21 protein-coding genes are annotated in these 22534 nt (G+C 73.7%); 15 read left to right on the forward strand and 6 right to left on the reverse strand.

What is annotated here, in order from left to right:
* Positions 1-148 precede the first annotated feature (148 nt).
* The 3 genes from ABD363_RS00230 to ABD363_RS00240 all read left to right on the forward strand — a co-directional run bounded on the left by ABD363_RS00230 (position 149) and on the right by ABD363_RS00240 (position 3909).
* Positions 149-1948 (forward strand): DEAD/DEAH box helicase, encoded by a 1800-nt coding sequence (locus ABD363_RS00230; RefSeq protein WP_344599256.1) that lies wholly within the window; start codon positions 149-151, stop codon positions 1946-1948.
* Between the two features lie 361 nt (positions 1949-2309).
* Positions 2310-2951: an IclR family transcriptional regulator gene (locus ABD363_RS00235; RefSeq protein WP_344599257.1), complete on the forward strand. Its 642-nt coding sequence runs from the start codon at positions 2310-2312 to the stop codon at positions 2949-2951.
* A gap of 166 nt (positions 2952-3117) precedes the next feature.
* Positions 3118-3909, forward strand: coding sequence for a S16 family serine protease (locus ABD363_RS00240; RefSeq protein ID WP_344599258.1), 792 nt, complete (start codon positions 3118-3120; stop codon positions 3907-3909).
* A gap of 58 nt (positions 3910-3967) precedes the next feature.
* Here the strand turns inward: ABD363_RS00240 and ABD363_RS00245 are convergent, their stop codons facing one another.
* The 3 genes from ABD363_RS00245 to ABD363_RS00255 all read right to left on the reverse strand — a co-directional run bounded on the left by ABD363_RS00245 (position 3968) and on the right by ABD363_RS00255 (position 6059).
* Entirely contained in the window at positions 3968-4795 is an 828-nt protein-coding gene (locus tag ABD363_RS00245) for an ABC transporter permease (protein WP_425577912.1), read from the reverse strand.
* Positions 4796-4891: 96 nt separating this feature from the next.
* Positions 4892-5539 carry an ABC transporter permease gene (locus ABD363_RS00250; protein WP_344599259.1) on the reverse strand — a complete coding sequence of 216 codons (648 nt, stop codon included), beginning with the start codon at positions 5537-5539 and terminating at the stop codon, positions 4892-4894.
* Between the two features lie 19 nt (positions 5540-5558).
* Positions 5559-6059, reverse strand: a complete 501-nt coding sequence (locus ABD363_RS00255; RefSeq protein ID WP_344599260.1) for an Lrp/AsnC family transcriptional regulator — start codon at positions 6057-6059, stop codon at positions 5559-5561.
* 123 nt (positions 6060-6182) lie between these two features.
* On the opposite strand from ABD363_RS00255, the gene hppD reads away from it, so the two are divergent.
* Positions 6183-7328, forward strand: coding sequence for a 4-hydroxyphenylpyruvate dioxygenase (gene hppD / locus ABD363_RS00260; RefSeq protein ID WP_344599261.1), 1146 nt, complete (start codon positions 6183-6185; stop codon positions 7326-7328).
* Positions 7329-7529: 201 nt separating this feature from the next.
* On the opposite strand, the gene ABD363_RS00265 is transcribed toward hppD, so the two are convergent.
* Positions 7530-8987, reverse strand: a complete 1458-nt coding sequence (locus ABD363_RS00265; protein ID WP_344599262.1) for a tetratricopeptide repeat protein — start codon at positions 8985-8987, stop codon at positions 7530-7532.
* A 92-nt stretch (positions 8988-9079) separates the two neighbouring features.
* Here ABD363_RS00265 and ABD363_RS00270 point away from each other — a divergent pair, with 92 nt between their 5' ends.
* The 5 genes from ABD363_RS00270 (at position 9080) to ABD363_RS00290 (ending at position 16441) form a co-directional block, all read left to right on the forward strand.
* Positions 9080-10537, forward strand: coding sequence for an FAD-binding oxidoreductase (locus ABD363_RS00270; protein WP_344599263.1), 1458 nt, complete (start codon positions 9080-9082; stop codon positions 10535-10537).
* Positions 10538-10711: 174 nt separating this feature from the next.
* Positions 10712-12301: an RDD family protein gene (locus tag ABD363_RS00275; protein ID WP_344599264.1), complete on the forward strand. Its 1590-nt coding sequence runs from the start codon at positions 10712-10714 to the stop codon at positions 12299-12301.
* Between the two features lie 89 nt (positions 12302-12390).
* Positions 12391-13038, forward strand: a complete 648-nt coding sequence (locus ABD363_RS00280) for an RDD family protein (protein WP_344599265.1) — start codon at positions 12391-12393, stop codon at positions 13036-13038.
* Between the two features lie 584 nt (positions 13039-13622).
* Positions 13623-15968 (forward strand): immune inhibitor A domain-containing protein, encoded by a 2346-nt coding sequence (locus tag ABD363_RS00285; RefSeq protein WP_344599266.1) that lies wholly within the window; start codon positions 13623-13625, stop codon positions 15966-15968.
* Positions 15969-16090: 122 nt separating this feature from the next.
* Positions 16091-16441, forward strand: coding sequence for a hypothetical protein (locus ABD363_RS00290; RefSeq protein WP_344599267.1), 351 nt, complete (start codon positions 16091-16093; stop codon positions 16439-16441).
* A 16-nt stretch (positions 16442-16457) separates the two neighbouring features.
* On the opposite strand, the gene ABD363_RS00295 is transcribed toward ABD363_RS00290, so the two are convergent.
* The gene (locus tag ABD363_RS00295) at positions 16458-17045 is read right to left on the reverse strand and encodes an isochorismatase family protein (RefSeq protein WP_344599268.1); all 588 of its coding nucleotides are present in this window, start codon (positions 17043-17045) and stop codon (positions 16458-16460) included.
* A gap of 145 nt (positions 17046-17190) precedes the next feature.
* Positions 17191-18537 (reverse strand): nicotinate phosphoribosyltransferase, encoded by a 1347-nt coding sequence (locus ABD363_RS00300; protein ID WP_344599269.1) that lies wholly within the window; start codon positions 18535-18537, stop codon positions 17191-17193.
* 167 nt (positions 18538-18704) lie between these two features.
* Here ABD363_RS00300 and clpS point away from each other — a divergent pair, with 167 nt between their 5' ends.
* The 6 genes from clpS (at position 18705) to ABD363_RS00330 (ending at position 22518) form a co-directional block, all read left to right on the forward strand.
* Complete coding sequence (gene clpS, locus ABD363_RS00305; RefSeq protein ID WP_344599270.1) at positions 18705-19013, forward strand: ATP-dependent Clp protease adapter ClpS; 309 nt, start codon at positions 18705-18707, stop codon at positions 19011-19013.
* A gap of 11 nt (positions 19014-19024) precedes the next feature.
* On the forward strand, positions 19025-19630 hold the full coding sequence (locus tag ABD363_RS00310; protein ID WP_344599271.1) for a DUF2017 domain-containing protein: 606 nt from the start codon (positions 19025-19027) through the stop codon (positions 19628-19630).
* A 316-nt stretch (positions 19631-19946) separates the two neighbouring features.
* Positions 19947-21371, forward strand: coding sequence for an amino acid permease (locus ABD363_RS00315; protein WP_344599272.1), 1425 nt, complete (start codon positions 19947-19949; stop codon positions 21369-21371).
* 130 nt (positions 21372-21501) lie between these two features.
* Positions 21502-21924: a M67 family metallopeptidase gene (locus tag ABD363_RS00320; protein WP_344599273.1), complete on the forward strand. Its 423-nt coding sequence runs from the start codon at positions 21502-21504 to the stop codon at positions 21922-21924.
* A gap of 131 nt (positions 21925-22055) precedes the next feature.
* Positions 22056-22151, forward strand: a complete 96-nt coding sequence (locus ABD363_RS00325; RefSeq protein WP_344599274.1) for a putative leader peptide — start codon at positions 22056-22058, stop codon at positions 22149-22151.
* 88 nt (positions 22152-22239) lie between these two features.
* Complete coding sequence (locus tag ABD363_RS00330) at positions 22240-22518, forward strand: MoaD/ThiS family protein (RefSeq protein ID WP_344599275.1); 279 nt, start codon at positions 22240-22242, stop codon at positions 22516-22518.
* Positions 22519-22534: the final 16 nt, after the last annotated feature.

The following is a 22534-nucleotide window of genomic DNA, read 5'->3' on the forward strand; positions in this document are numbered from 1 at the left end:
GGGCCGCTGTGACGTGGATCCCACCCGGGGGTGACCCGGCCGGGTCCGCGCGTGGCGGGCGGCGGGCCGCCGGTAGGGTGGCCCGGTTGTCATACGTAGCCGAGCCACCGGGCTCGCCCGACCGAGCCGCCCGACCCCCACGGAGACCGTGACTACCACCGCCAGCTCCGCCTCGCACTCGCACCACCTGTCCCCGGCCTTCCCCGGCCGCGCCCCCTGGGGCACCGCCAGCAAGCTGCGCGCCTGGCAGCAGGGGGCGATGGAGAAGTACATCCAGGAGCAGCCGCGCGACTTCCTGGCGGTCGCCACCCCCGGCGCCGGCAAGACGACCTTCGCGCTGACGCTGGCCTCCTGGCTGCTGCACCATCACGTCGTGCAGCAGGTGACCGTGGTCGCGCCCACCGAGCACCTGAAGAAGCAGTGGGCGGAGGCGGCCGCGCGGGTGGGCATCAAACTCGACCCCGAGTACAGCGCGGGCCCGCTCGGCCGCGAGTACGACGGCGTCGCCGTCACCTACGCCGGTGTCGGCGTGCGGCCCATGCTGCACCGCAACCGCGTCGAGCAGCGCAAGACCCTGGTCATCCTCGACGAGATCCATCACGCCGGCGACACCAAGTCCTGGGGCGAGGCCTGCCTGGAGGCGTTCGAGCCGGCCACCCGCCGCCTCGCCCTGACCGGCACGCCGTTCCGCTCCGACACCAACCCCATCCCCTTCGTGACGTACGAGGAGGGGCCGGACGGGATCCGGCGGTCGGCGGCGGACTACACCTACGGGTACGGCTCCGCGCTCGCCGACGGCGTGGTGCGTCCCGTCATCTTCCTCTCCTACAGCGGCAACATGCGCTGGCGGACCAAGGCCGGCGACGAGATCGAGGCGCGGCTCGGCGAGCCGATGACCAAGGACGCCGTCAGCCAGGCCTGGCGCACCGCCCTCGATCCGCGCGGCGACTGGATGCCCGCCGTGCTGCGCGCCGCCGACCGGCGGCTGACCGAGGTCAGGAAGGCCATCCCGGACGCGGGCGCGCTGGTCATCGCCTCCGACCAGGACTCCGCGCGCGCCTACGCCAAGCTCATCCGGGACATCACCGGCCACAAGGCGACCCTGGTGCTGTCCGACGACACCGGCGCCTCCGCGAAGATCGACGAGTTCAGCAACAGCGACGACCGGTGGATGGTCGCCGTGCGCATGGTGTCCGAGGGCGTCGACGTGCCCCGCCTCGCGGTCGGCGTGTACGCGACGACGATCTCGACGCCGCTGTTCTTCGCCCAGGCCGTCGGCCGTTTCGTACGGTCCAGGCGGCGCGGCGAGACCGCGTCGGTGTTCCTGCCGACCGTGCCCGACCTGCTCTCCTTCGCCAACGAGATGGAGAAGGAGCGCGACCACGTCCTCGACCGGCCCAAGAAGGACGGCGAGGAGGACCCGTACGCCGAGTCCGAGAAGGAGATGGAGGAGGCGAACCGGGAGCAGGACGAGGACACCGGCGAACAGGACATGCTGCCGTTCGAGGCGCTGGAGTCCGACGCCGTCTTCGACCGGGTCATGTACAACGGGGCCGAGTTCGGCATGCAGGCCCACCCGGGCAGCGAGGAGGAGCAGGACTACCTCGGCATCCCGGGGCTGCTGGAGCCCGACCAGGTGCAGCTGCTGCTGCAGAAGCGGCAGGCGCGGCAGATCGCGCACAGCCGCAGGAAGCCGGACACCGAGGCCGACCTGCTGGAACTGCCCGCCGAGCGGCGCCCGGTGGTCAGCCACAAGGAGCTGATGGAGCTGCGCCGCAAGCTCAACACGATGGTCGGCGCCTACGTCCACCAGAGCGGCAAGCCGCACGGCGTCATCCACACCGAGCTGCGCCGCGTGTGCGGCGGGCCGCCGGCCGCCGAGGCCACGGCGGGGCAGCTGCGGCAGCGCATCGCCAAGGTGCAGGAGTGGGCGACGCGCATGCGGTGAGGCCGGGCGCCGGGCCCTGACGGGCGTGCGGAAGGGCGCGTGTCCCGAAGCGGGGCGCGCGCCCTTCGTCGCGCTTCCCTGTGTGGCCGTACGTATACGGACAAACACAGGTAGTTCCGTCCGGCCACTGCCCGGATTCTGGACGGAGCCTTCCGCTGAGCGAACCGGATCGCTACTGTCACGCTACGCACACGCCCCGTGGCAGCGCCGCCGCGGAGCGCAGCCGTGAAGCGACTGGGCCCGGGACCGGACGGACCGGGCCGCCGGCCGATCGGCGGCCTCTGAAGCGCGTCACCGACGGGACTCGGTGACGCATCCGCCGCGAGGGGGCCGCCGACCTCACCACTAAGGAGTGGGCGTCGTGACCGCGGAGACCTCCCAGACGCTCGACAGGGGACTGCGCGTCCTCAAGCTGCTGGCCGACACCGACCACGGGCTGACCGTGACCGAGCTGTCCCACCGGCTGGGCGTCAACCGGACCGTCGTGTACCGCTTGCTCGCCACGCTGGAGCAGCACGCGCTGGTACGCCGTGACCTGGGCGGCCGCGCCCGGGTCGGGCTCGGCGTGCTGCGCCTGGGCCGCCAGGTGCATCCGCTGGTGCGGGAAGCGGCGCTGCCGGCGCTCAGGTCGCTGGCCGAGGACATCGGGGCGACGGCCCACCTGACGCTGGTGGACGGCGCCGAGGCGCTGGCCGTGGCCGTGGTCGAGCCGACCTGGACGGACTACCACGTGGCCTACCGCACCGGGTTCCGGCACCCGCTCGACCGGGGCGCCGCGGGCCGGGCGATCCTCGCCGCCCGGCGGCAGCCGACGGCGGACCCGGGGTACACGCTGACCCACGGGGAACTGGAGGCGGGCGCGTGCGGGGCGGCGGCGCCGCTGCTGGGCGTGACGGGGGTCGAGGGCAGCGTCGGGGTCGTGATGCTGTCCGACGTGGTGCCGGAGCGGGTGGGCCCGCGGGTCGTGGAGGCGGCGCGGGAGGTCGCCGAGGCGCTGCGGTGACGGGCGCCGGGCCGCCGGACGGTGTGCCGGGCGGCCGTACGGGGCCGTCGGACGGCGGGTGCCGGGCCGCCGGACGGGCGCCGGGGTGGCGGGGCGGCGCGCCGGACGGGGCGCCGGGGTGCCGACCGGCCCCGGCCGGAATGCGTCGCCGCGCTAGATTGATCCCGTGCTCTCTCGCCTCACACGTCGCCGGTCCGTCGCCGTCTGTGCCGCGCCCGCCGTGGCCCTGCTCGCCACCGCGGCCTTCGCGCCGCTGCCGTTCTCCGTGGCGCAGCCCGGGACGACGGTGAACGTCCTCGGCGAGAACCGGGGCACCCCGGTGATCACGATCTCCGGCGCGCGGGCCCGGGACACCAGCGGACAGCTGCGGATGACGACCATCGTGGCGACCGGCCCGGACACCCCCATCTCGCTCGGCGACGTGCTCGACGGCTGGTTCCGCACCGACCGGGCGGTCATGCCCCGCGACGCGGTCTACCCGAGCGGCGACGACGTCGAGGAGATCGAGCGGCACAACGTCGAGCAGATGGAGGAGTCCCAGGAGGCGGCGACCCGGGCCGCGCTGGACCACCTCGGCCTCGACCCCGCGGACGTGCGGGTCACGCTCGAGCTCGCCGACGTCGGCGGACCCAGCGCCGGGCTGCTGTTCTCCCTCGGGATCGTCGACAAGCTGAACGGCGACGGCGCCGGCGGCGACCTCACGGGCGGCCGCACCATCGCCGGTACGGGCACGATCAGCGCCGACGGCACGGTCGGTGCCGTCGGCGGCGTGGCCCTCAAGACACAGGCCGCCCGGCGGGACGGGGCGACCGTCTTCCTGGTGCCGAAGGCGGAGTGCTCGGACGCCGAGGCGGAGCTGCCGAAGGGCCTGCGGCTGATCCCGGTCACCACCCTGAAGGACGCGGTCGGCTCGCTGGTGGCCCTGGAGACGGGCAAGGGCCCGGTGCCGAGCTGTTAGGAGACCGCCGCCACCGCCGCCCCCGGCGGTCCGGCCGGCCGCGGGCGCCCGCGTCGCCTCACCCGTCCGCCTCCGGATCCCGCGGCCGCAGCAGCAGCTCGGCCAGCGAGGCGAGCCAGTCGACCAGCAGGGCGAGGACGACGGTGAGGACGGAGCCGAGCACCAGCACCGGCATCCGCCGGCCGGCGACGCCGGTGGCGATCAGCACCCCCAGGCCGCCGCCCCCGGCGAAGGCCGCCAGGGTCGCCGTGCCGACGTTCAGCACGAGCGCCGTACGCACGCCCGCCAGGATCAGCGGGACCGCCGGCGGCAGCTCCACCCGGACCAGCACGTCCCACGACGACATGCCGAGGCGGCGCGCCGCCTCCGCCGCCGCCGGGTCGCCGGCGTTCAGACCCGCGACGACGTGCGACAGCACCGGCGGCACGGCGTAGGCGACGATGCCGATCAGGGCCGCCCGGCGGCCGCCGCCCAGCCAGACCGCCACCAGCGCGAGCAGGCCGATCGCCGGGACCACCCGGCCGGTGCCGCCCGGCGCCGCCACCGCCGGGGCCGCCCCGCGGAACGCCCCGCGGGTGAGCAGCACCCCCAGCGGGACCGCGACGGCCAGGACGAGGAGGGTGGAGACCACGGTCAGCCCGACGTGCCGCCACAGGGCCCCGGAGACCTGGCCGCCGGCGAGGACGCTCCGGGAGACCGGATCCAGGTCGGCCCGGCGGAACCACAGCCAGGTCACGAGCAGCACGCCCACCAGCACGGCGGGCAGGAACGTCAGCTTCTGCCAGGTGACGGGGCGGGCCGGGGGGCGCGGGGGCGGCGGGGCCCCGGGCAGCCCCCGGTCCCCGGCCCTCTCCGGGGCCTCGCCCGTCGGCTCGGGGGCGGTCACGCCTCCCGCTCCCCCGGACAGCCCCCCGTACGGCCTCTTTCCCCCGGCCGGTCCGGGCGGGCCTTCCGCCCGGCGGCCGCCCCCGCGACGGACGTCTCAGGCACGGCCGCCCCCGGGAGCGGTCAGCCGGCCGAGCAGGACGCAGGCGGCGTCGAACAGCAGCGCCAGGACGACGATCCCGAGCGTGCCCGCCAGCACCTGGTGGAGCGCCTCGGCGCCGTCCGGCGACGCCAGACCGCGGAAGATCTCGTGGCCCAGGCCGGGACCGGAGACGTACGCCGCGACCGCCGCGACGCCCGTCAGCGTCCGCGCCGAGACCCGCACCCCGGCCAGGATCGACGGCCAGGCCGCCGGCAGCTCCACCCGCACCAGCCGGGCGGTGCGCGACATCCCGGCGCCCCGGGCCGCGTCCCCCGGAGCCGGGCCGGCCCCGCGCAGCCCGGCGACCGCGTTGCGCGCGACCGGCGGCAGCCCGCACAGCGTCAGCGCGGCCGCCGTCGGCGGCACGCCCAGGCCCACGACCGGGACGAGCAGCCCGATCACGGCGAGCGGGGGGACGGCCAGGACCGCCGAGGCCGCCGTGGTGACCAGATCGCCGGCCCGCTCGCTGCGCCGGGCGACGACCCCGATCAGCACACCGAGCACGGCCGCCGCGACCACGCACGGGAAGACGGTGCTCGCGTGCCGGCAGGCGTCGGCGAGCACCTGCTGGTGGCGGCTGCCGAGGTACTCCCAGAAGCTCACCCGCTCACCCCCAGGTCGGCTACGTGATCCGGTCCCGTGCCTCCTGCGGCGGCTCCCGCAGCGCCGCCTGCTCCACCAGCGGGATGATCCGCAGCGGAACGGGGTTCTCCATGACGATCGCCGTGGAGGCCCGGACGATGCCATCAAAACCGACAACCCGGTCGATCACCCGCTGGAGATCGGCGTTCGAGCGGGCCACCAGGCGGCACAGCATGTCCCCGGTGCCGGTGGTGGTGTGCAGCTCCAGCACCTCCGGCACGGTCGCCAAGTGCGCCCGTACGTCGGCCCCTTGGCCCTGCCGGATCTGCAGCGTCGCGAACGCGGTCACCGGGTAGCCGAGCGCCGCCGGGTCCACCTCGGGCCCGAAGCCGCGGATGACTCCGTTCGACTGAAGCCGGTCCAGCCGCGCCTGGACGGTGCCCCGGGCGACGCCCAGCCGCCGGGACATCTCCAGCACCCCGATGCGCGGCTCCCGCGCCAGCAGCACGATGATCCGCCCGTCCAGACGATCGATCGCCACGGCAGCCCTCCCGGCTGGTCATCCTGTACAGAACGCTCGCAGAAACGGACGTGGAACTGGTCGAATTGCCCAGCAAAAAGGCAAACTATTGCGCACCTTGCCGATCGGGGAGACCCTGCGGCTATGACGCAGACCACACACCACACTCCCGAAACCGCCCGGCAGGCCGATCCCTTCCCGGTCAAGGGAATGGACGCGGTCGTGTTCGCCGTGGGCAACGCCAAACAGGCGGCGCACTACTACTCCACCGCCTTCGGCATGAAGCTGGTCGCCTACTCCGGACCGGAGAACGGCAGCCGCGAGACCGCCGCCTACGTCCTGGAGAACGGCTCGGCCCGGTTCGTGTTCACCTCGGTGATCAAGCCCGTCACCGACTGGGGCCGTTTCCTCGCCCGGCACGTGGCCGAGCACGGCGACGGCGTCGTCGACCTCGCCATCGAGGTGCCGGACGCGCGCGCCGCCCACGCCTACGCCATCGAGCACGGCGCCCGCTCGGTGGCCGAGCCGTACGAGCTGAAGGACGAGCACGGCACGGTGGTCCTCGCCGCGATCGCCACCTACGGCGAGACCCGCCACACCCTGGTCGACCGCACCGGCTACGACGGCCCGTACCTGCCCGGCTACGTCGCCGCCCGCCCCCTCGTCGAACCGCCCGCCCACCGCACCTTCCAGGCCATCGACCACTGCGTCGGCAACGTCGAACTCGGCCGGATGAACGAGTGGGTCGGCTTCTACCACAAGGTCATGGGCTTCACGAACATGAAGGAGTTCGTGGGCGACGACATCGCCACCGAGTACAGCGCGCTGATGTCGAAGGTCGTGGCCGACGGCACCCTGAAGGTCAAGTTCCCGATCAACGAGCCCGCGATCGCGCGGAAGAAGTCCCAGATCGACGAGTACCTGGAGTTCTACGGCGGCGCCGGCGTCCAGCACATCGCGCTGAACACCAACGACATCGTGCAGACGGTCCGCACGATGCGCGCGGCCGGCGTCGAGTTCCTCGACACGCCCGACTCCTACTACGACACCCTCGGCGAGTGGGTCGGCGACACCCGCGTCCCCGTGGAGACCCTGCGCGAGCTGAAGATCCTCGCCGACCGCGATGAGGACGGCTACCTGCTGCAGATCTTCACCAAGCCGGTCCAGGACCGCCCGACCGTCTTCTTCGAACTCATCGAGCGCCACGGCTCGATGGGCTTCGGCAAGGGCAACTTCAAGGCGCTGTTCGAGGCGATCGAGCGGGAACAGGCCAGGCGCGGGAACCTCTAGCCGCCCATGGCCCGGCCGCCCGGCCGGGGCCGGCGACACATGCGGCGCCCAGGGCCCCGGCGCCGTCGGCACCACCGACGGCGCCGGGCCCTTCCCCGCCGGCCGCGAGGCCCGCGGAGCCCGGTGCGCGACCGCCTCCCGCCGGGCACCACCGTGCGCGCCCCCGCCCGCGGCCCGCCCCGCCGCACCCGCCCGCCGCGGTCACCCGCACCGCCCCGACCGGCACCGCGGCGCCGTGAAGTCCGGCACGTCCCGCACCTGCGGCTCGCCGAGCGCCGCCAGCGCCGCCCGCGCCGCCGGCGCGTGCACCGGCGAGAAGTACGGGTTGATCCGCAGCGCCTCCTGAAGCTGCCGCCGGGCGGGCCCGTACCGCTCCAGCGCCCGCTCGATCACGCCCCGGTGGTAGGAGTACAGCGCGCTGCGCACCTCGCCCCCGTGCACCCGGTCCGTCGCGATCCGGGCGAAGCGCAGCGCCTCCTCGTCCCGCCCGGCCCGGTGCAGCGCCCACCCCAGGGCGTCGGCCACCGCGGTCCCCGGCTGCCGCCGCCACTCCGTCCGCAACCGCCGCACCGCGGCCCGCGGATCGGCGTGGTCCGCCTCGAACCGGCCGAGCACCAGCTCCCCGTCGACGCCGCCCGCGGCGGCCTGCCGCACCCGCTCCCGCAGCAGGTCGTACTGCACCCGGGCCGCCTGCGCCAGACCCAGCGACTCGTACAGCTCGCCCAGCTCCAGCGCGTACTCCGGGCACGGCTGCCGGGCCAGCGCCATCCGGTAGGCGGCCAGCGCCTCCGTCGTCCGCCCCAGGGCCGCCAGCGCCCTGCCCTGCCCGGCCTGCGCCGCCCGCAGATCGGGGTCGGTGCGCACCGCCTCCTGGAAATGCCGCAGCGCCGCCTCCCGGTCGCCGCGCTCCCAGGCCAGCTGCCCGGCCCGCTCCAGGTACGCCGCCCGCTCCGCCGGAGCGCCGGCTGAGGCCGCCGCGTCGGCGAGCCGGGCCGCCGCGTCCTCGCGCCAGCCCCGGTCCCGGTACACGGCCGCGGCCCGCGCCAGCACCGCCGGGCCCGAGTGCAGCTTCATCAGCTCCGCCAGCGTCCGGCGCGCGGCCCGGTGGTCACCCAGCCCGGTGTACGCCTCGACCAGCAGCGCCCGCGTCGTCCACCGCTTCGGCGCCCGCTTCCGCGCGGCCTCGCCCCACCGCCGGGCCGCGGGGAAGTCCCGGCGGGCGAGCGCCAGCGCCGCCAGGCCGTCCAGCGCCGGCGCGTTGCGCCGCGCCCGCAGTTCCAGCGACGTGCGCAGCGCCCGCTCGGCCTTCGGGTAGTACGCGGCCTCGGCCGTCCGCCGCCCCTGCTCCACATAGGCCGCCCCCAGCACCGCCCACGACCGCGCGTCCCGCGGGCGGGTCCGTAGCCGCGCCTCCCGGTCCGTGATCAGCAGCGCCAGGTCGGGCAGCGCGGCCGGCACCCCCGAGGCGACCGCGTCGCGCGCCTGCGCCACCGGCCCCGGCGCGGGCGGCGGCGCCGTGCGCGCCCCGGGCAGCAGCACCAGCGCCCCGCCCAGTACGGCGGCGCCGGCGACCCCGGCCACCGAGGCGGCCAGCACCCGCCGGGCGGGGCGCGGGGCGGCCGCCCCCGTGCGCGCCTCCTCCTGCTCGTGCATCTCCATGGCGCTCACTGTGCGCCGGCGCGCCGACCGCACCCGGGCAGACCAAGGGCGCCGCCGGCGGGGTTCACACCGATGGCCCCCGGTGCGACCCTGTGATCGTGAGCCGTATCGAAGCGCCGCGCGACGAAGCGACCGACACCCTCGTCGACCGACTGCTCGGCGGTCTGCCCGCCGAGGCGGTCCTCACCGACCCCGACGTCACGGCCTCCTACGCCCGCGACATGGCGAGCTTCTGCCCGGCCGGCGCCCCGGCCGTGGTGGTCCTGCCCCGCACCGTCGAGCAGGTCCAGCACGTCATGCGCACCGCCACCGCACTGCGCGTCCCGGTCGTCCCGCAGGGCGCCCGCACCGGCCTGTCCGGCGCGGCCAACGCCACCGACGGCTGCATCGTGCTGTCCCTGACGAAGATGGACCGGATCCTCGAGATCGACCCGGTCGACCGCATCGCCGTCGTCGAACCCGGCGTCGTCAACGCCGCCCTGTCCCGCGCGGCCGGCGAACACGGCCTGGCCTACCCCCCGGACCCCTCCAGCTGGGAGATGTGCACCATCGGCGGCAACATCGGCACCGCCTCCGGCGGCCTGTGCTGCGTCAAGTACGGGGTCACCGCCGAGTACGTCCTCGGCCTGGACGTGGTGCTGGCCGACGGACGGCTGCTCCGGACCGGCCGGCGCACCGCCAAGGGCGTCGCCGGCTACGACCTCACCCGGCTCTTCGTCGGCTCCGAGGGCTCCCTCGGCATCGTCGTCCGGGCCGTCCTGGCGCTGAAGCCGAAACCGCCCGAGCAGCTCGTGCTGGCGGCGGAGTTCCCCTCCGCCTCCGCCGCCTGCGACGCCGTCTGCCGGATCATGGGGACGCAGGGGCGCGCGGCGTCCGCGCGCGGGGACGGCGGCGGGCGGCGGGCGGGCGGCCACGTCCCGTCCCTGCTCGAACTGATGGACCGCACGACGCTCCGGGCGGTCAACGACCTCGCCCGCATGGGCCTGCCGGAGACCACCGAGGCCCTGCTGCTCGTCGCCTTCGACACCCCCGACCCGGCCGCCGACCTCGCCGCCGTCGGCGCGCTGTGCGAGGCGGCCGGCGCCACCCAGGTCGTCCGGGCCGACGACGCCGCCGAGTCCGCGCTCCTCCTCCAGGCGCGGCGGATGTCGCTCACCGCGCTGGAGGCCGTCAAGGGCACGACGATGATCGACGACGTGTGCGTGCCCCGCTCCCGGCTCGGCGACCTGCTCGACGGGGTCGCCCGGATCGCCGAGCGGCACCGGCTCACCATCGGGGTGTGCGCGCACGCCGGGGACGGCAACACCCACCCCACAGTCTGCTTCGACGCGCAGGACCCCGACGAGTCCCGGCGCGCCCGCGCGTCCTTCGACGAGATCATGGCCCTCGGCCTGGAACTCGGCGGCACGATCACCGGCGAGCACGGCGTGGGCGTGCTGAAGAAGGAGTGGCTGGCGCGCGAGCTGGGCCCGGTGGGCGTCGAGATGCAGCAGGCGGTCAAACGGGCGTTCGACCCGCTCGGCATCCTCAACCCGGGCAAGCTGTTCTGACGCCCGGCCGCGGGGGCGGCGCATGCCGCCGCAGGTGTGAGCCGCAGGTGTGAAGCGCGTGCCCGAGGTTGCCCGGAAAGGAGTGGGTCCGGCGGGACCGGCGGTGCGGGCGGCGCCCGTCTGATAGATGTGGAGGCCCCCGTACGACCCCCGAGCAGATACCGGACGACGGACATGAGCGCCCCCACCCCGGCCCCCGGTGACGACAGGCCCCGCGAAGGGTATTACCCGGACCCGTCCATCCCTGGATACGTCCGGTACTGGAACGGCGCCGCGTGGGTGCCGGGCACCAGCCGTCCGGCGCCCAAGGACGGCGAGCCGCTCGCCCCGCCGCCCGGCGTGCGCCCGGCGCGGCCTGCCGCCCCGGTCGAGGAGACCGGCCCGCACTTCTTCGACGAGGACCCGGCCGAGGAGTCCGCTCCGTCCGGGTCCCGGCCCGGCGACCGGCCCGGGACGGCGTCCGCCTGGGGCGCCGACCGCTCCCGGCAGTCCGGCTTCGGAGGCGACCAGGACCGCCGCGTCTCCTGGGGCGGGTCCCCGGGAGCCGACCCGAGGCTGCCGCACGCGACGCCGCCGGCCGACGCCCGTCCCGCGCCGGCCGGCGCCGGGGCCGCCGACGTCCCCGCCCGGCCGGACGGCCGCTCCGCCCGCCCCGACGGCGCCGCGACGGCCCCGCCCGCCGGCCAGGACCGCGGCTCGGGCAACACGTTCGTCCTGCGCCGGCCCACCGCCGAACCCGGGGGAGCGGCGGGCCCGAAGGCGCCCGGAGCCGACGGCTTCGAAGACGGCGCCGTCGCCGACGACGGCACCATGACCTTCCGCGCGGTGCCGCCGCGCGCGGGGCGGCAGGGCCGGGTGGACGGGGCTCCCGGGGCCCCCGCCGCGGGCGGTCCCGGCGCTCCGGCCCCCGGCACGCCCGCCGCCCCCGCCCCCGGCACGCCCGCCGCCCGCGCCGCCGCGCAGGCCGGTGCCACCGCCCCGGCGCCTCCCTCCGGCCCCCAGCAGCTGAGCGCTCCCGCCGCCCCCCAGCCTGCCGCCGCTCCCCAGCCTGCCGTCGCTCCTCAGCCCGCCGTCGTCCCTCAGCCCGTCGCCGCTCCCCAGCCCGCCGTCCCCGCCGCCTCGTCCCCCGTCCCCACCCCGGTGACCACCGGCCCCGGCGGGGGCCAGTCCTCCTGGGCGCAGCAGGTGCACCGGCTGGCCGGGGCCGCGGACGAGCCGTCCGTCGCGCCCTGGAAGCCGCCCGTCGAGGACCCCTTCCAGGCGGCCGCCCGGCGGCAGGCGGCGGCCCGGCCCGCCGGGCTCGGCAAGCGGCTGGCCGCCCGGCTGCTGGACACCGTCGTCCTCGCGGCCGTCACCTCCGCGGCCGCCGTACCGCTCGGCGGCAAGGCGATCGACCACATCGACGCGAAGATCGACGCCGCCAGGCTCTCCGGCGAGACCGTCACGGTCTGGCTGCTCGACGGCACCACGGCCACCTGCCTCGGCATCGTCCTCGCCGTCCTGCTGCTCTTCGGCGTCGTCTACGAGGTGCTGCCCACCGCCAAGTGGGGCCGCACCCCCGGCAAGAAGCTGCTGGGCCTGGAGGTCCGGGACATCGAGGCGCACGAGCCCCCGTCCTTCGGCGCGGCCCTGCGCCGCTGGCTGGTCTACAGCGTCCCCGGCCTCCTCGTCGTGGGGGTCGTCGGCGTCCTCTGGTGCCTGTTCGACAAGCCCTGGCGCCAGTGCTGGCACGACAAGGCCGCGCACACGTTCGTGGCCGGCTGACCGCGCCCGCCGCGCCGGCCGCCGGGCGCGCTACTCCGGACGGCCGTCCGCCGGATGCGGCACCGGGGGGTTCGCGGTCGACTCGGGCCATGAGCAGTGAACCGCCCCCCGGCTCCGGCCGGCAGCCGCCGGAAGACGACCCGTTCAGGAAGCAGCCGCCCCCGACGCCCGGCGCGGGCTCGCCGTACGACACCCCGTACGGCGGCGACCGGCCCCCGCCCTCCTCGGGCGGCCCCTACGGCGGCGACCCCTACGGCGGCGGCTCCCAGCCCGGCGACCCGCTCGCCGGGATGCCCCCGCTCGCCGACAGCGGCAGGCGCACGCTGGCCCGGATCATCGACATGATCCTCGTCGGCGTCGTCGTCTGGCTGCTCGGCTGGGGCCTGCGGGTCAACGAGTACGGCTTCGACGGCGACCGGATCGACACCGGCCGGTCCTTCACCCAGTCGGTCATCGCCGCCGTGCTCTACATCGCCTACGACACCGTCCTGATCAGCAGGACGGGGCAGACCCTCGGCAAGAAGTGGCTGGGCCTGCGCGTGGCCGACCTCGACAGCGGCGCCACGCCCTCCGTGCAGACCGCGCTGACGCGCGCCGCGGTGCTGTGGCTGCCGTTCGCGTTCTGCTGCGCCTGCGTGTGGACGATCATCGCGGGCGGCTGGAGCTACTTCGACCGGCCCTACAAGCAGGGCCTGCACGACAAGGCGGCCAAGACGGTGGTGGTCAGCACCCGGTGAGGCCGTACGCGGCCTCGGCAGCCGGGCCGTCAGGGCGGCCGGCGGCCCGAGGACGAGTGCCACCACGGCGACGACCGCGATCCCCGGACCCGAACTCGCCCCGGACAGCGGCAGCATGACGAGGGCCGGGAGGATCACGGTGCACGGACCGTGGGCGAGCTGTGCGACGGCCGGACGGGGCATGGCCGTCATGTCCTCGGCAGGCGGGGGTCCACGGGGGGTGCCGGCCTGGCTTTCCGCCGGCTTCCGGGCGTTTCGTCGGTCGGCTCCAGCCGCCCGCGCGCCCGGAGGGAACGGACGGTGAGCGTGCCCCGGCCGACAGGGGCGGTGCACGGGGGCACATGGAGTCATTTCCTCCGGAAAGCGGACGTTCGGACGTGCCTGTCGAGCCGCGGACCACAGGTGTCCGCAAAGCGAACGTGAACTCCGCATAGTGCACTTGAACTGTCCAAGTCAAGATCTGTCTTTTCCCGTGAACCTCTAGTCAAATGTCGTCACTTGACTACACGCGTTGATCAGGCGCGCGGGCCCTCCATCCCCAGGACCCCCCTTTCCGTGCGCCCGGACGCGGGGGAGGAACTCAAGTGACCAGCAGACCCTGGACGTTCAGAGCCGCCGCGATAGGCGTCACGCTCGCCACGGCCGCGGCGACCCTGTCGGCCCTGACGGCGGCCCAGGCCGCCGAGGGCGCTCCCGCGGCGTCCGTGGAACGGCACGACCCGGCGGCGCGCCACCACGCCGACCACGACCTGGAAGGCCCGCTGAGCAAGACGCAGGAGGCCCAGCGCGAGGAAGCCCTGAAGCAGGTCATATCGGGCGACGCCGCGGTGAAGGACCGGGACGGCTCGAAGGTCGTCCAGCTGAAGAGCTCCAAGGGCCGGAGCAAGTACGTCGAACTCGGCCGGGAGAAGACCGACAAGATCTTCACCATCCTGGTCGAGTTCGGCGACCGGACGGACAGCCGCTACGGCGGCACCCCCGGCCCGCTGCACAACCAGATCGCCCGCCCGGACCGCGCCGAGGACAACTCCACCGCCTGGCAGGCCGATTACGACCGGCAGCACTACGAGGACCTCTACTTCGGCACCGGCAAGGGTGTCGAGTCGATGAAGAAGTACTACGAGAAGCAGTCCTCGGGCCGCTACTCCATCGAGGGCGAGGTCTCCGACTGGGTCAAGGTCCCCTACAACGAGGCCCGGTACGGCTCCAACAAGTGCGTCCCCGACAACTGCGCCTGGTACGCGGTCTCCGACGGGGTGAACGCCTGGTACGCCCAGCAGAAGGCGGCCGGGAGGACCGACGCGCAGATCAAGGCGCAGCTGGCCGAGTACGACCAGTGGGACCGCTACGACTTCGACGGCGACGGCGACTTCAACGAGGCCGACGGCTACATCGACCACTTCCAGATCGTGCACGCCGGCGAGGACGAGTCCGCGGGCGGCGGCGCCCAGGGCGAGGACGCGATCTGGGCCCACCGCTGGTACGCCTTCGGCACCGACGCCGGCGCCACCGGCCCGGAGAGCAACCGGCTGGGCGGCACGCAGATCGGCTCCAGCGGCATCTGGGTCGGCGACTACACCATCCAGCCGGAGAACGGCGGACTCGGCGTCTTCGCCCACGAGTACGGCCACGACCTCGGCCTGCCGGACCACTACGACACCAACGGCGGCGAGAACTCCACCGGCTTCTGGACCCTGATGTCCTCCGGCTCCTGGCTCGGCACCGGCGAGGACTCCATCGGCGACCTGCCCGGCGACATGACCGCGTGGGACAAGCTGCAGCTCGGCTGGCTCGACTACGACACCGCCAAGGCCGCGACGAAGTCGACGCACAAGCTGGGCGTCGCCGAGTACAACACCAAGGACGAGCAGGCCCTGGTGGTCGAGCTGCCGGAGAAGAAGGTCACCACCGAGCTCGTGGCGCCCGCGCAGGGCGCGACCCAGTGGTGGAGCGGCAGCGGCGACAACCTCTCGCACACGCTGACCCGTCCGGTGGACCTCACCGGCAGGTCCTCGGCCACGCTGACCCTCGACGGCTGGTACGACATCGAGGCCGACTACGACTACCTCTACACCGAGGTCTCCACCGACGGCGGCGCCACCTGGACGCCGGTGGACGGCACGGCGGACGGCGCGGCCCTCCCGCGCGACGGCAGCGGCAAGCCCGCGCTGACCGGCTCCTCGGGGACGTACCGGAAGCTGTCGTACCCGCTGGACGCCTACGCGGGGAAGAAGATCGACCTGCGCTTCCGCTACCAGACGGACGGCGGGGTCGCCCCCAAGGGCTTCGCGGCCGACTCGATCGCCGTGACCGCCGACGGCACCGCCCTGTTCACGGACGGCGCGGAGAGCGCGGACGCGGCCTGGACCGCGAAGGGCTTCTCCCGCGTCGGCGCGTCCATCACGGACGAGTACGCGCAGTTCTACATCGCCGAAAACCGCCAGTACGTGTCGTACGACAAGACCCTCGCGGTCGGCCCGTACAACTTCGGCTTCGGCAACACCCGTCCGAACTGGGTGGAGCACTACCCGTACCAGAACGGCCTGCTGATCTGGAAGTGGGACACCTCCCAGCAGGACAACAACACCAGCGAGCACCCGGGCGCCGGCCTGCTGCTGCCGGTGGACTCGCACCCGGCCGCGCTGAAGTGGTCCGACGGCACGCTGATGCGCAACCGCGTCCAGTCCTACGACTCGCCGTTCAGCCTCTACCGCACGGACGGCATCACCCTGCACAACCAGGGGGTCGCCACCCGGATCCCGTCCTCGAAGGGCGTGTCGGTCTTCGACGACCACACCGGGACGTACTACGACGAGACGAACCCCACCGCCGGCGTCAAGATCACTGACACCAACACCCGGATCAAGATCGTCAAGGAGGCCAAGGACGGCTCCACGATCTCGCTCCAGGTCGGACCCGCAGTGAAGTAATCGACGTTTTCGCAGGTCAGGCGATGATCGGCGGCAACCCCTCTGGCGGGTTGCCGCCGATCGTGTTTAGGTGCGTCCTGTGGTTCTCTTATTGACACCGGCTGACACGGGGGTATGACCACATGGCCGCAGGAGGTTTCTGCAAGCTGCCCAGCGGCAGCGTGGTGGTGGCGCTGAACCTGCCCAGCCCCGCGGCCGACGACCCCGGCGGGGGCGCCCCCGCCGGGCGGGTCCGGGTCCTCGTCCACGCCCGGAACCGGGCGCGCGCCCTGACCCGGCTGCGCAACCTGGGGATGCGCGCGGTCTACCTGCGGGGCAACACCGCCCCGCCGACCCCGGACGAGATCACGGCGGTCCTGCACCATCCGGACGGCCTGATATGGCGCACGGCTCCCGACGGCGGCGCGGACCTCGTCCAGGAGCTGTGGCGCCCCATCCGGGCGCTGCTGCGCCCCCCGGCCGCCCGGGCGTGAGGCGCCCTCCCGCGGCTCAGGAGACGACGGGCTTCCCGGACAGCTCGACCCCCGCCGCGCGCATCTCCTCCAGGGCCCGCTCGGTGGTCTCCCGGGCCACCCCGGCGGTCAGGTCGAGCAGGACCTGGGTGCGGAAGCCGGCGCGCACCGCGTCCAGCGCGGTGGCCCGCACGCAGTGGTCGGTGGCGATGCCCACGACGTCCACCTCGTCGATCTCCCGGGCCCGCAGCCAGTCGGCCAGCGGCACCCCGTTCTCGTCGGTCCCCTCGAAGCCGCTGTACGCCGCCGCGTACGCGCCCTTGTCGAACACGGCGTCGATCGCGCCGGAGGCGACGGCGGGGGCGAAGTTCGGGTGGAAGCCCACCCCCTCCGTGCCGGCGACGCAGTGCGCGGGCCAGGAGTGGACGTAGTCGGGGTTGTCGGCGAAGTGGCCGCCGGGGGCGATGTGGTGGTCGCGGGTGGCCACGACGTGCCGGTAGCCGGCGGGGGCCTGCCCGATCAGCTCGGTGACGGCGGCGGCCACGTCGGCGCCTCCGGCCACCGCGAGGCTGCCCCCCTCGCAGAAGTCGTTCTGCACGTCTACGACGATCAAGGCGCGGCGCATGGTCGGTGTCCTTCGGCTGTGGGTCGGGGATGGGGGCTCCCCCGAAGCCCGGGGGAGCGTACGGGCCCGGCCGGTGAACCTCCGGGCCCATGGAGTTCGGGGACGGTGCGGCAGGGGCGCTGCGGGGCGTGTGCGGGCACCCGCTCTAGCTACCCGGGCGGCCCTGGACGTACTCCGTCGGAAGGACGGGTTCCCCGCGCGAGAGCTGGGTGGCGGACAGCGGCAGATTCGCGCGGGCGGCGGCGTGCCGCGCCCGTGCGACCTCCAGGGACTCCCGTGCGACGACCTCGCCGCCCTTGACCAGTTCGACCAGCAGCTGCCGGTCCGCCAGCGCGGCCGGCACCGGTCCGGTGCCGATCACCTCGGCCTCGGCGACGCCGTCGGCGTCCAGGCGGCGCGCGGCCCACTTGCGGCCGCCGACGGAGGCCTTGCCGCCGGTGGACTTCTTGGCCACCGGCACCAGCGGCGCGCCGGGGTCGGCGGACTCGGCGCGGGCGACCAGCTTGTACACCATCGAGCTGGTCGGATGGCCGGAGCCGGTCACCAGCTGGGTGCCGACGCCGTACGCGTCCACGGGCGCCGCCGCCAGCGAGGCGATCGCGTACTCGTCCAGGTCCGAGGTCACGATGATCTTCGTGTCCCGGGCGCCCAGCTCGTCCAGCTGCTGCCGCACCCGGTGCGCGACCAGCAGCAGGTCGCCGGAGTCGATGCGCACCGCGCCCAGCTCCGGCCCGGCGACCTCCACGGCCGTACGGACCGCCTCGGCGACGTCGTAGGTGTCCACCAGCAGCGTCGTGCCCCGGCCGAGGGTGTCCACCTGGGCCCGGAAGGCGTCCCGCTCGCTGTCGTGCAGCAGGGTGAAGGCGTGGGCGGAGGTGCCGACGGTGGGGATGTTGTAGCGGAAGCCCGCGGCCAGGTCGGAGGTGGAGGAGAAGCCGCCGACGTACGCGGCGCGGGAGGCGGCCACCGCGGCCAGCTCGTGGGTGCGGCGGGCGCCCATCTCGATCAGCGGGCGGTCGCCGGCGGCGGAGGACATGCGGGAGGCGGCCGCCGCGATCGCCGAGTCGTGGTTGAGGATGGACAGGATCACCGTCTCCAGCAGCACGCACTCGGCGAAGGACCCCTCGACCCGCATGATCGGCGAGCCCGGGAAGTACACCTCGCCCTCCGGGTAGCCCCAGATGTCGCCGCCGAAGCGGTAGTCGGCGAGCCAGGCGAGGGTCTCCTCGTCGACGATGGCGCGCTCGCGCAGGAAGCCCAGGACGCCCGCGTCGAAGCGGAAGTTCTCCACCGCGTCCAGCACCCGGCCGGTGCCCGCCACGACGCCGTAGCGGCGCCCGTCGGGCAGCCGCCGGGTGAAGACCTCGAACACGCTCCGCCGCTCCGCCGTGCCCGCCCGCAGGGCGGCCTGCAGCATCGTCAGCTCGTACTGGTCCGTGAAGAGCGCCGTCGAGGGAACGTCCACCGGCAGCCCAAGGTCCGCAACGCCCACTTCCGCTTCCTCGCTATGTCTCGCAGGGCACCCCGGTGTCGGCCGGGGGTCCGGGGACCGTCCCCCGGCAGGTGCAGCACGACCACGGATGGTACCCCTATTTCGTCAGTCTGACGATTTCCGGGTCCGTTTGTGCGAGTACCCCCCGGTGATGGCAGCATGGCCTTGTGACGGCAGCCGCACCCATCGAGATCGAGAAGACCGAGTCGGCGGAGGAGGTATCCGCCGTACCGGAGCCCGATGTCCCCTGGGTGACGATCGTCCACAACGACCCCGTCAACCTCATGAGCTATGTGACGTACGTCTTCCAGACGTACTTCGGCTATTCCAAGGACAAGGCCACCAAGCTCATGCTCGACGTCCACCACAAGGGCCGGGCGGTCGTCTCCAGCGGAACCCGCGAGGAGATGGAACGGGATGTGCAGGCCATGCACGGCTACGGCCTGTGGGCCACCCTCCAGCAGGACCGGAAGTAGCGACCTCCTTCATGCCAGGACAATTCGAACCGCTCCCCGGCGGCGGCGCGGCCGTCGCCCTCGACGCCGTCGAGATCTCCATCATCCGGTCGCTGGCCGTGCAGCTCCTGGAGCTCATCGGCCCCGGCCCCGCCGAGGACACGCAGGGCGACCCGCTCGCCGAGCTGTTCGCCGACGGCCCCAGCGAGCCGCCCGCCGACCCGGTGCTCAGACGCCTGTTCCCGGACGCCTACGGCGATCCCGGGCGGGCGCCCGCCTCGCCGCGGGAGGCGGAGGAACGGCGGGCGTACTCCGCCGAGTTCCGCCGCTACACCGAGAACGACCTGCGCGCGGGCAAGCGGGACAACGCCCTCGCGGTGATCCGCTCCCTGGACGAGCTGGCGTCGGCGGGCGAGGGCGGGGCGGTGCTCCAGCTGTCGGCGGAGGAGTCCAGGAAGTGGCTGGGCGCGCTGAACGACCTGCGCCTGGCGATCGGCGCCCGGCTGGAGATCGCCGACGAGGAGGACACCGACCTCCTCTTCCGCCTCCCCGACGAGGACCCGCGCAAGCCGATGGTGATGGCCTACCTGTGGCTGGGCGGACTCCAGGAGACGCTGGTCGGCACCCTCATGCCGTGATCGCGGAAGTTCGGCGTCCGCTCAGGGAACGCTCAAATCCGCATAACGATCCCGTTACCGCACCGGTCTGATCTGCGGCGCCCCATCCCCTTTGCCCCCTCTTTTTCGTGTCGTGCGTCACACGGAGCACCGGTGATCAGTGTTGCGGTCGTGGTAAATCTTCTCGACCGCCCGGCGAACACCACCCATGTCTCGTCGGGTGCGCCACGTGGTCGGCGGATCGCCGGCCAGGCACGCTCCAGCAATCCGGGGGGATCGAGACCCGATCCGAGGCCGACGAGAGGCCCGGGTCGGCATGGAGAAAGGCGCACCACACATGACCTCAGCGCGGGTCGACAACGAGAACGCCCCCGAGGAGGGGTACGAGCGCGGGCTCGGCAGCCGCCAGGTGCAGATGATCGCGATCGGCGGCGCCATCGGCGTCGGCCTCTTCCTGGGCGCCGGGGCGAACATCGCCAAGGCCGGTCCCAGCCTGATCCTCATGTACGCCCTGGCCGGCCTGATCATCTTCTTCATCATGCGGGCGCTCGGCGAGCTCCTGCTCTACCGCCCGGTCTCGGGCTCCTTCGCCGAGTACTCGCGCGAGTTCCTCGGCCCGTTCTTCGGCTACTTCACCGGCTGGACGTACTGGCTGATGTGGGTCGTCACCGGCATGGCGGAACTCACCGCCGCCGCGATCTACGTCAACTACTGGTTCCCGGCCATCCCGCAGTGGGTCACGGCCCTGGTGTTCCTGGTCGTGCTGTTCGTGGCCAACCTGATCTCGGTGAAGCTGTTCGGCGAGATCGAGTTCTGGTTCTCGATGGTCAAGGTCACCGCCCTCATCGGCATGATCGTCATCGGCCTGGGCGTGCTCACCTTCGGCTTCAGCGCGGCGGGCGACACCGCGGCCGTCTCCAACCTGTGGGCCTTCGACGGCTTCTTCCCCAAGGGCATCGGCTCGTCCCTGATGACCCTGCAGGGCGTGATGTTCGCCTACCTCGCCGTCGAGCTGGTCGGCGTCACGGCCGGCGAGTCGGAGAACCCGGAGAAGACCCTCCCGAAGGCGATCAACACCCTGCCGTGGCGCATCGCGCTGTTCTACGTCGGCGCCCTCACCGTCATCCTGTGCGTGGTGAAGTGGACCGAGTTCGCGGCCGGCGTCAGCCCGTTCGTGAAGGCCTTCGCGGTGATCGGCATCCCGGCCGGCGCGGGCATCGTCAACTTCGTCGTGCTGACCGCGGCCCTGTCGTCCTGCAACTCCGGCATGTACTCCACCGGCCGCATGCTGCGCACCCTCGCGGACAACGGCGAGGCCCCGCGCGCCTTCACCCGGCTGTCGGCGACCAGGACCCCCGCCTTCGGCATCACCGTCTCGGTGCTGTTCATGGGCATCGGCGTGATCCTGAACTACATCGTCCCGGAGAAGGCGTTCGGCTACGTCACCTCCGTTGCCACCGCCGCCGGCATCTGGACCTGGCTGATGATCCTGATCAGCCACGTCCTGTACCGCCGCGCGGTGGTCGCGGGCCGGCTGCCCGCCTCCTCCTTCCCGGCGCCGGGCGGCGCGGTGTTCTCCTACGTCGCCATCGCGTTCCTGCTCTTCGTCACCGGCCTGATCGCCTACGACGCCGACTCCCGCGTCTGCCTGTACGTGATGGCCGGCTGGGCCGTCGCGCTGGGCATCGGCTGGGCGGTCCTCAAGAGCCGCAACCCGGCGGTCACCGAGCGCCGCGACCCGGAGCCGGAGAAGGTCGTCTGACCCCGGGGGCGTCCGGGCGCCCGGGGCCCGCGCACCGCGCCGGGGCGCCCGCCGCTCAGGATGTCCGGCATACGGGCCTTCGCGTACCACCCCTCGGTACGCGAAGGCCCTTCTGCTTATCCTGGCCGACATGCTGACCATCACCCAGGCCCTGTACGACCAGATCGTCGCCCACGCGCGCGAGGACCACCCCGACGAGGCGTGCGGCGTGGTGGCGGGCCCCGCGGGGTCGGGCCGGCCCGAGCGCTTCGTCCCGATGCTGAACGCCGCCCGCTCGCCCACCTTCTACGAGTTCGACTCGCAGGACCTGCTCAAGCTGTACCGCGAGATGGACGACCGCGACGAGGAGCCGGTGATCATCTACCACTCCCACACGGCGACCGAGGCCTACCCGTCGCGCACCGACATCTCCTACGCGAACGAGCCGGGCGCGCACTACGTCCTCGTCTCCACCGCCGACACCGACGGGCTGGGGGAGTTCCAGTTCCGCTCGTTCCGGATCGTGGACGGGGAGGTCACCGAGGAGAAGGTCCAGGTGGTGGAGGCGTACTGACCCCGCCCCCGGCCCCGCGCCCCGGCCCGCGACCCCGCTCCCGCACCCCCGATCTCGTACCGTGGATGAATTCCGTCCGAAATGTGGGATCACATTCCGGGGGGCGGACCGGGAATCGATACGATGACCGCATGGTTCTTCTCGACGTGAGCGACAAGGCGCCGGGCACGCTGCTCGTGGCGCGGCTGCACGTCGACCTGTGCAGGCTGAACAGCGCCCTCTGTTGAACTTCCCCGTCGCCGCACGGCCGAGGCCGCGCGGCGGCCGCCGTGCGCCTTACGAACCTAAGACACCTTCCGACAGGAGCCCTGAGCCATGGCCATCGAGGTCCGCATCCCGACCATCCTCCGCCAGTACACCGACGGCCAGAAGGCGGTGGAGGGCACCGGGAACACCCTTGCCGAGCTCTTCGCCGACCTCGAGACCCGGCACGCGGGCATCCAGGCCCGCATCGTGGACGGCGGCCAGCTGCGCCGCTTCGTCAACGTCTACCTCAACGACGAGGACGTGCGCTTCCTCGACGGCATCGACACCAAGGTCTCCGACGGGGACAACGTCACGATCCTGCCGGCCGTGGCCGGCGGCATGGCCTGACGGGCTGCTGATCCGC

Source organism: Streptomyces glaucus (assembly GCF_039533365.1).
Classification (GTDB): Bacteria; Actinomycetota; Actinomycetes; order Streptomycetales; family Streptomycetaceae; genus Streptomyces; species Streptomyces glaucus.

Bases quoted from the DNA above. Each gene is read 5' to 3' on its own strand.
- hppD (WP_344599261.1), top strand. From the start codon at position 6,183: ATGACGCAGACCACACACCACACTCCCGAAACCGCCCGGCAGGCCGAT.
- ABD363_RS00265 (WP_344599262.1), bottom strand. From the start codon at position 8,987: ATGGAGATGCACGAGCAGGAGGAGGCGCGCACGGGGGCGGCCGCCCCG.
- ABD363_RS00275 (WP_344599264.1), top strand. From the start codon at position 10,712: ATGAGCGCCCCCACCCCGGCCCCCGGTGACGACAGGCCCCGCGAAGGG.
- ABD363_RS00280 (WP_344599265.1), top strand. From the start codon at position 12,391: ATGAGCAGTGAACCGCCCCCCGGCTCCGGCCGGCAGCCGCCGGAAGAC.
- ABD363_RS00290 (WP_344599267.1), top strand. From the start codon at position 16,091: ATGGCCGCAGGAGGTTTCTGCAAGCTGCCCAGCGGCAGCGTGGTGGTG.
- ABD363_RS00295 (WP_344599268.1), bottom strand. From the start codon at position 17,045: ATGCGCCGCGCCTTGATCGTCGTAGACGTGCAGAACGACTTCTGCGAG.
- ABD363_RS00310 (WP_344599271.1), top strand. From the start codon at position 19,025: ATGCCAGGACAATTCGAACCGCTCCCCGGCGGCGGCGCGGCCGTCGCC.
- ABD363_RS00315 (WP_344599272.1), top strand. From the start codon at position 19,947: ATGACCTCAGCGCGGGTCGACAACGAGAACGCCCCCGAGGAGGGGTAC.
- ABD363_RS00320 (WP_344599273.1), top strand. From the start codon at position 21,502: ATGCTGACCATCACCCAGGCCCTGTACGACCAGATCGTCGCCCACGCG.
- ABD363_RS00325 (WP_344599274.1), top strand. From the start codon at position 22,056: ATGGTTCTTCTCGACGTGAGCGACAAGGCGCCGGGCACGCTGCTCGTG.
- ABD363_RS00330 (WP_344599275.1), top strand. From the start codon at position 22,240: ATGGCCATCGAGGTCCGCATCCCGACCATCCTCCGCCAGTACACCGAC.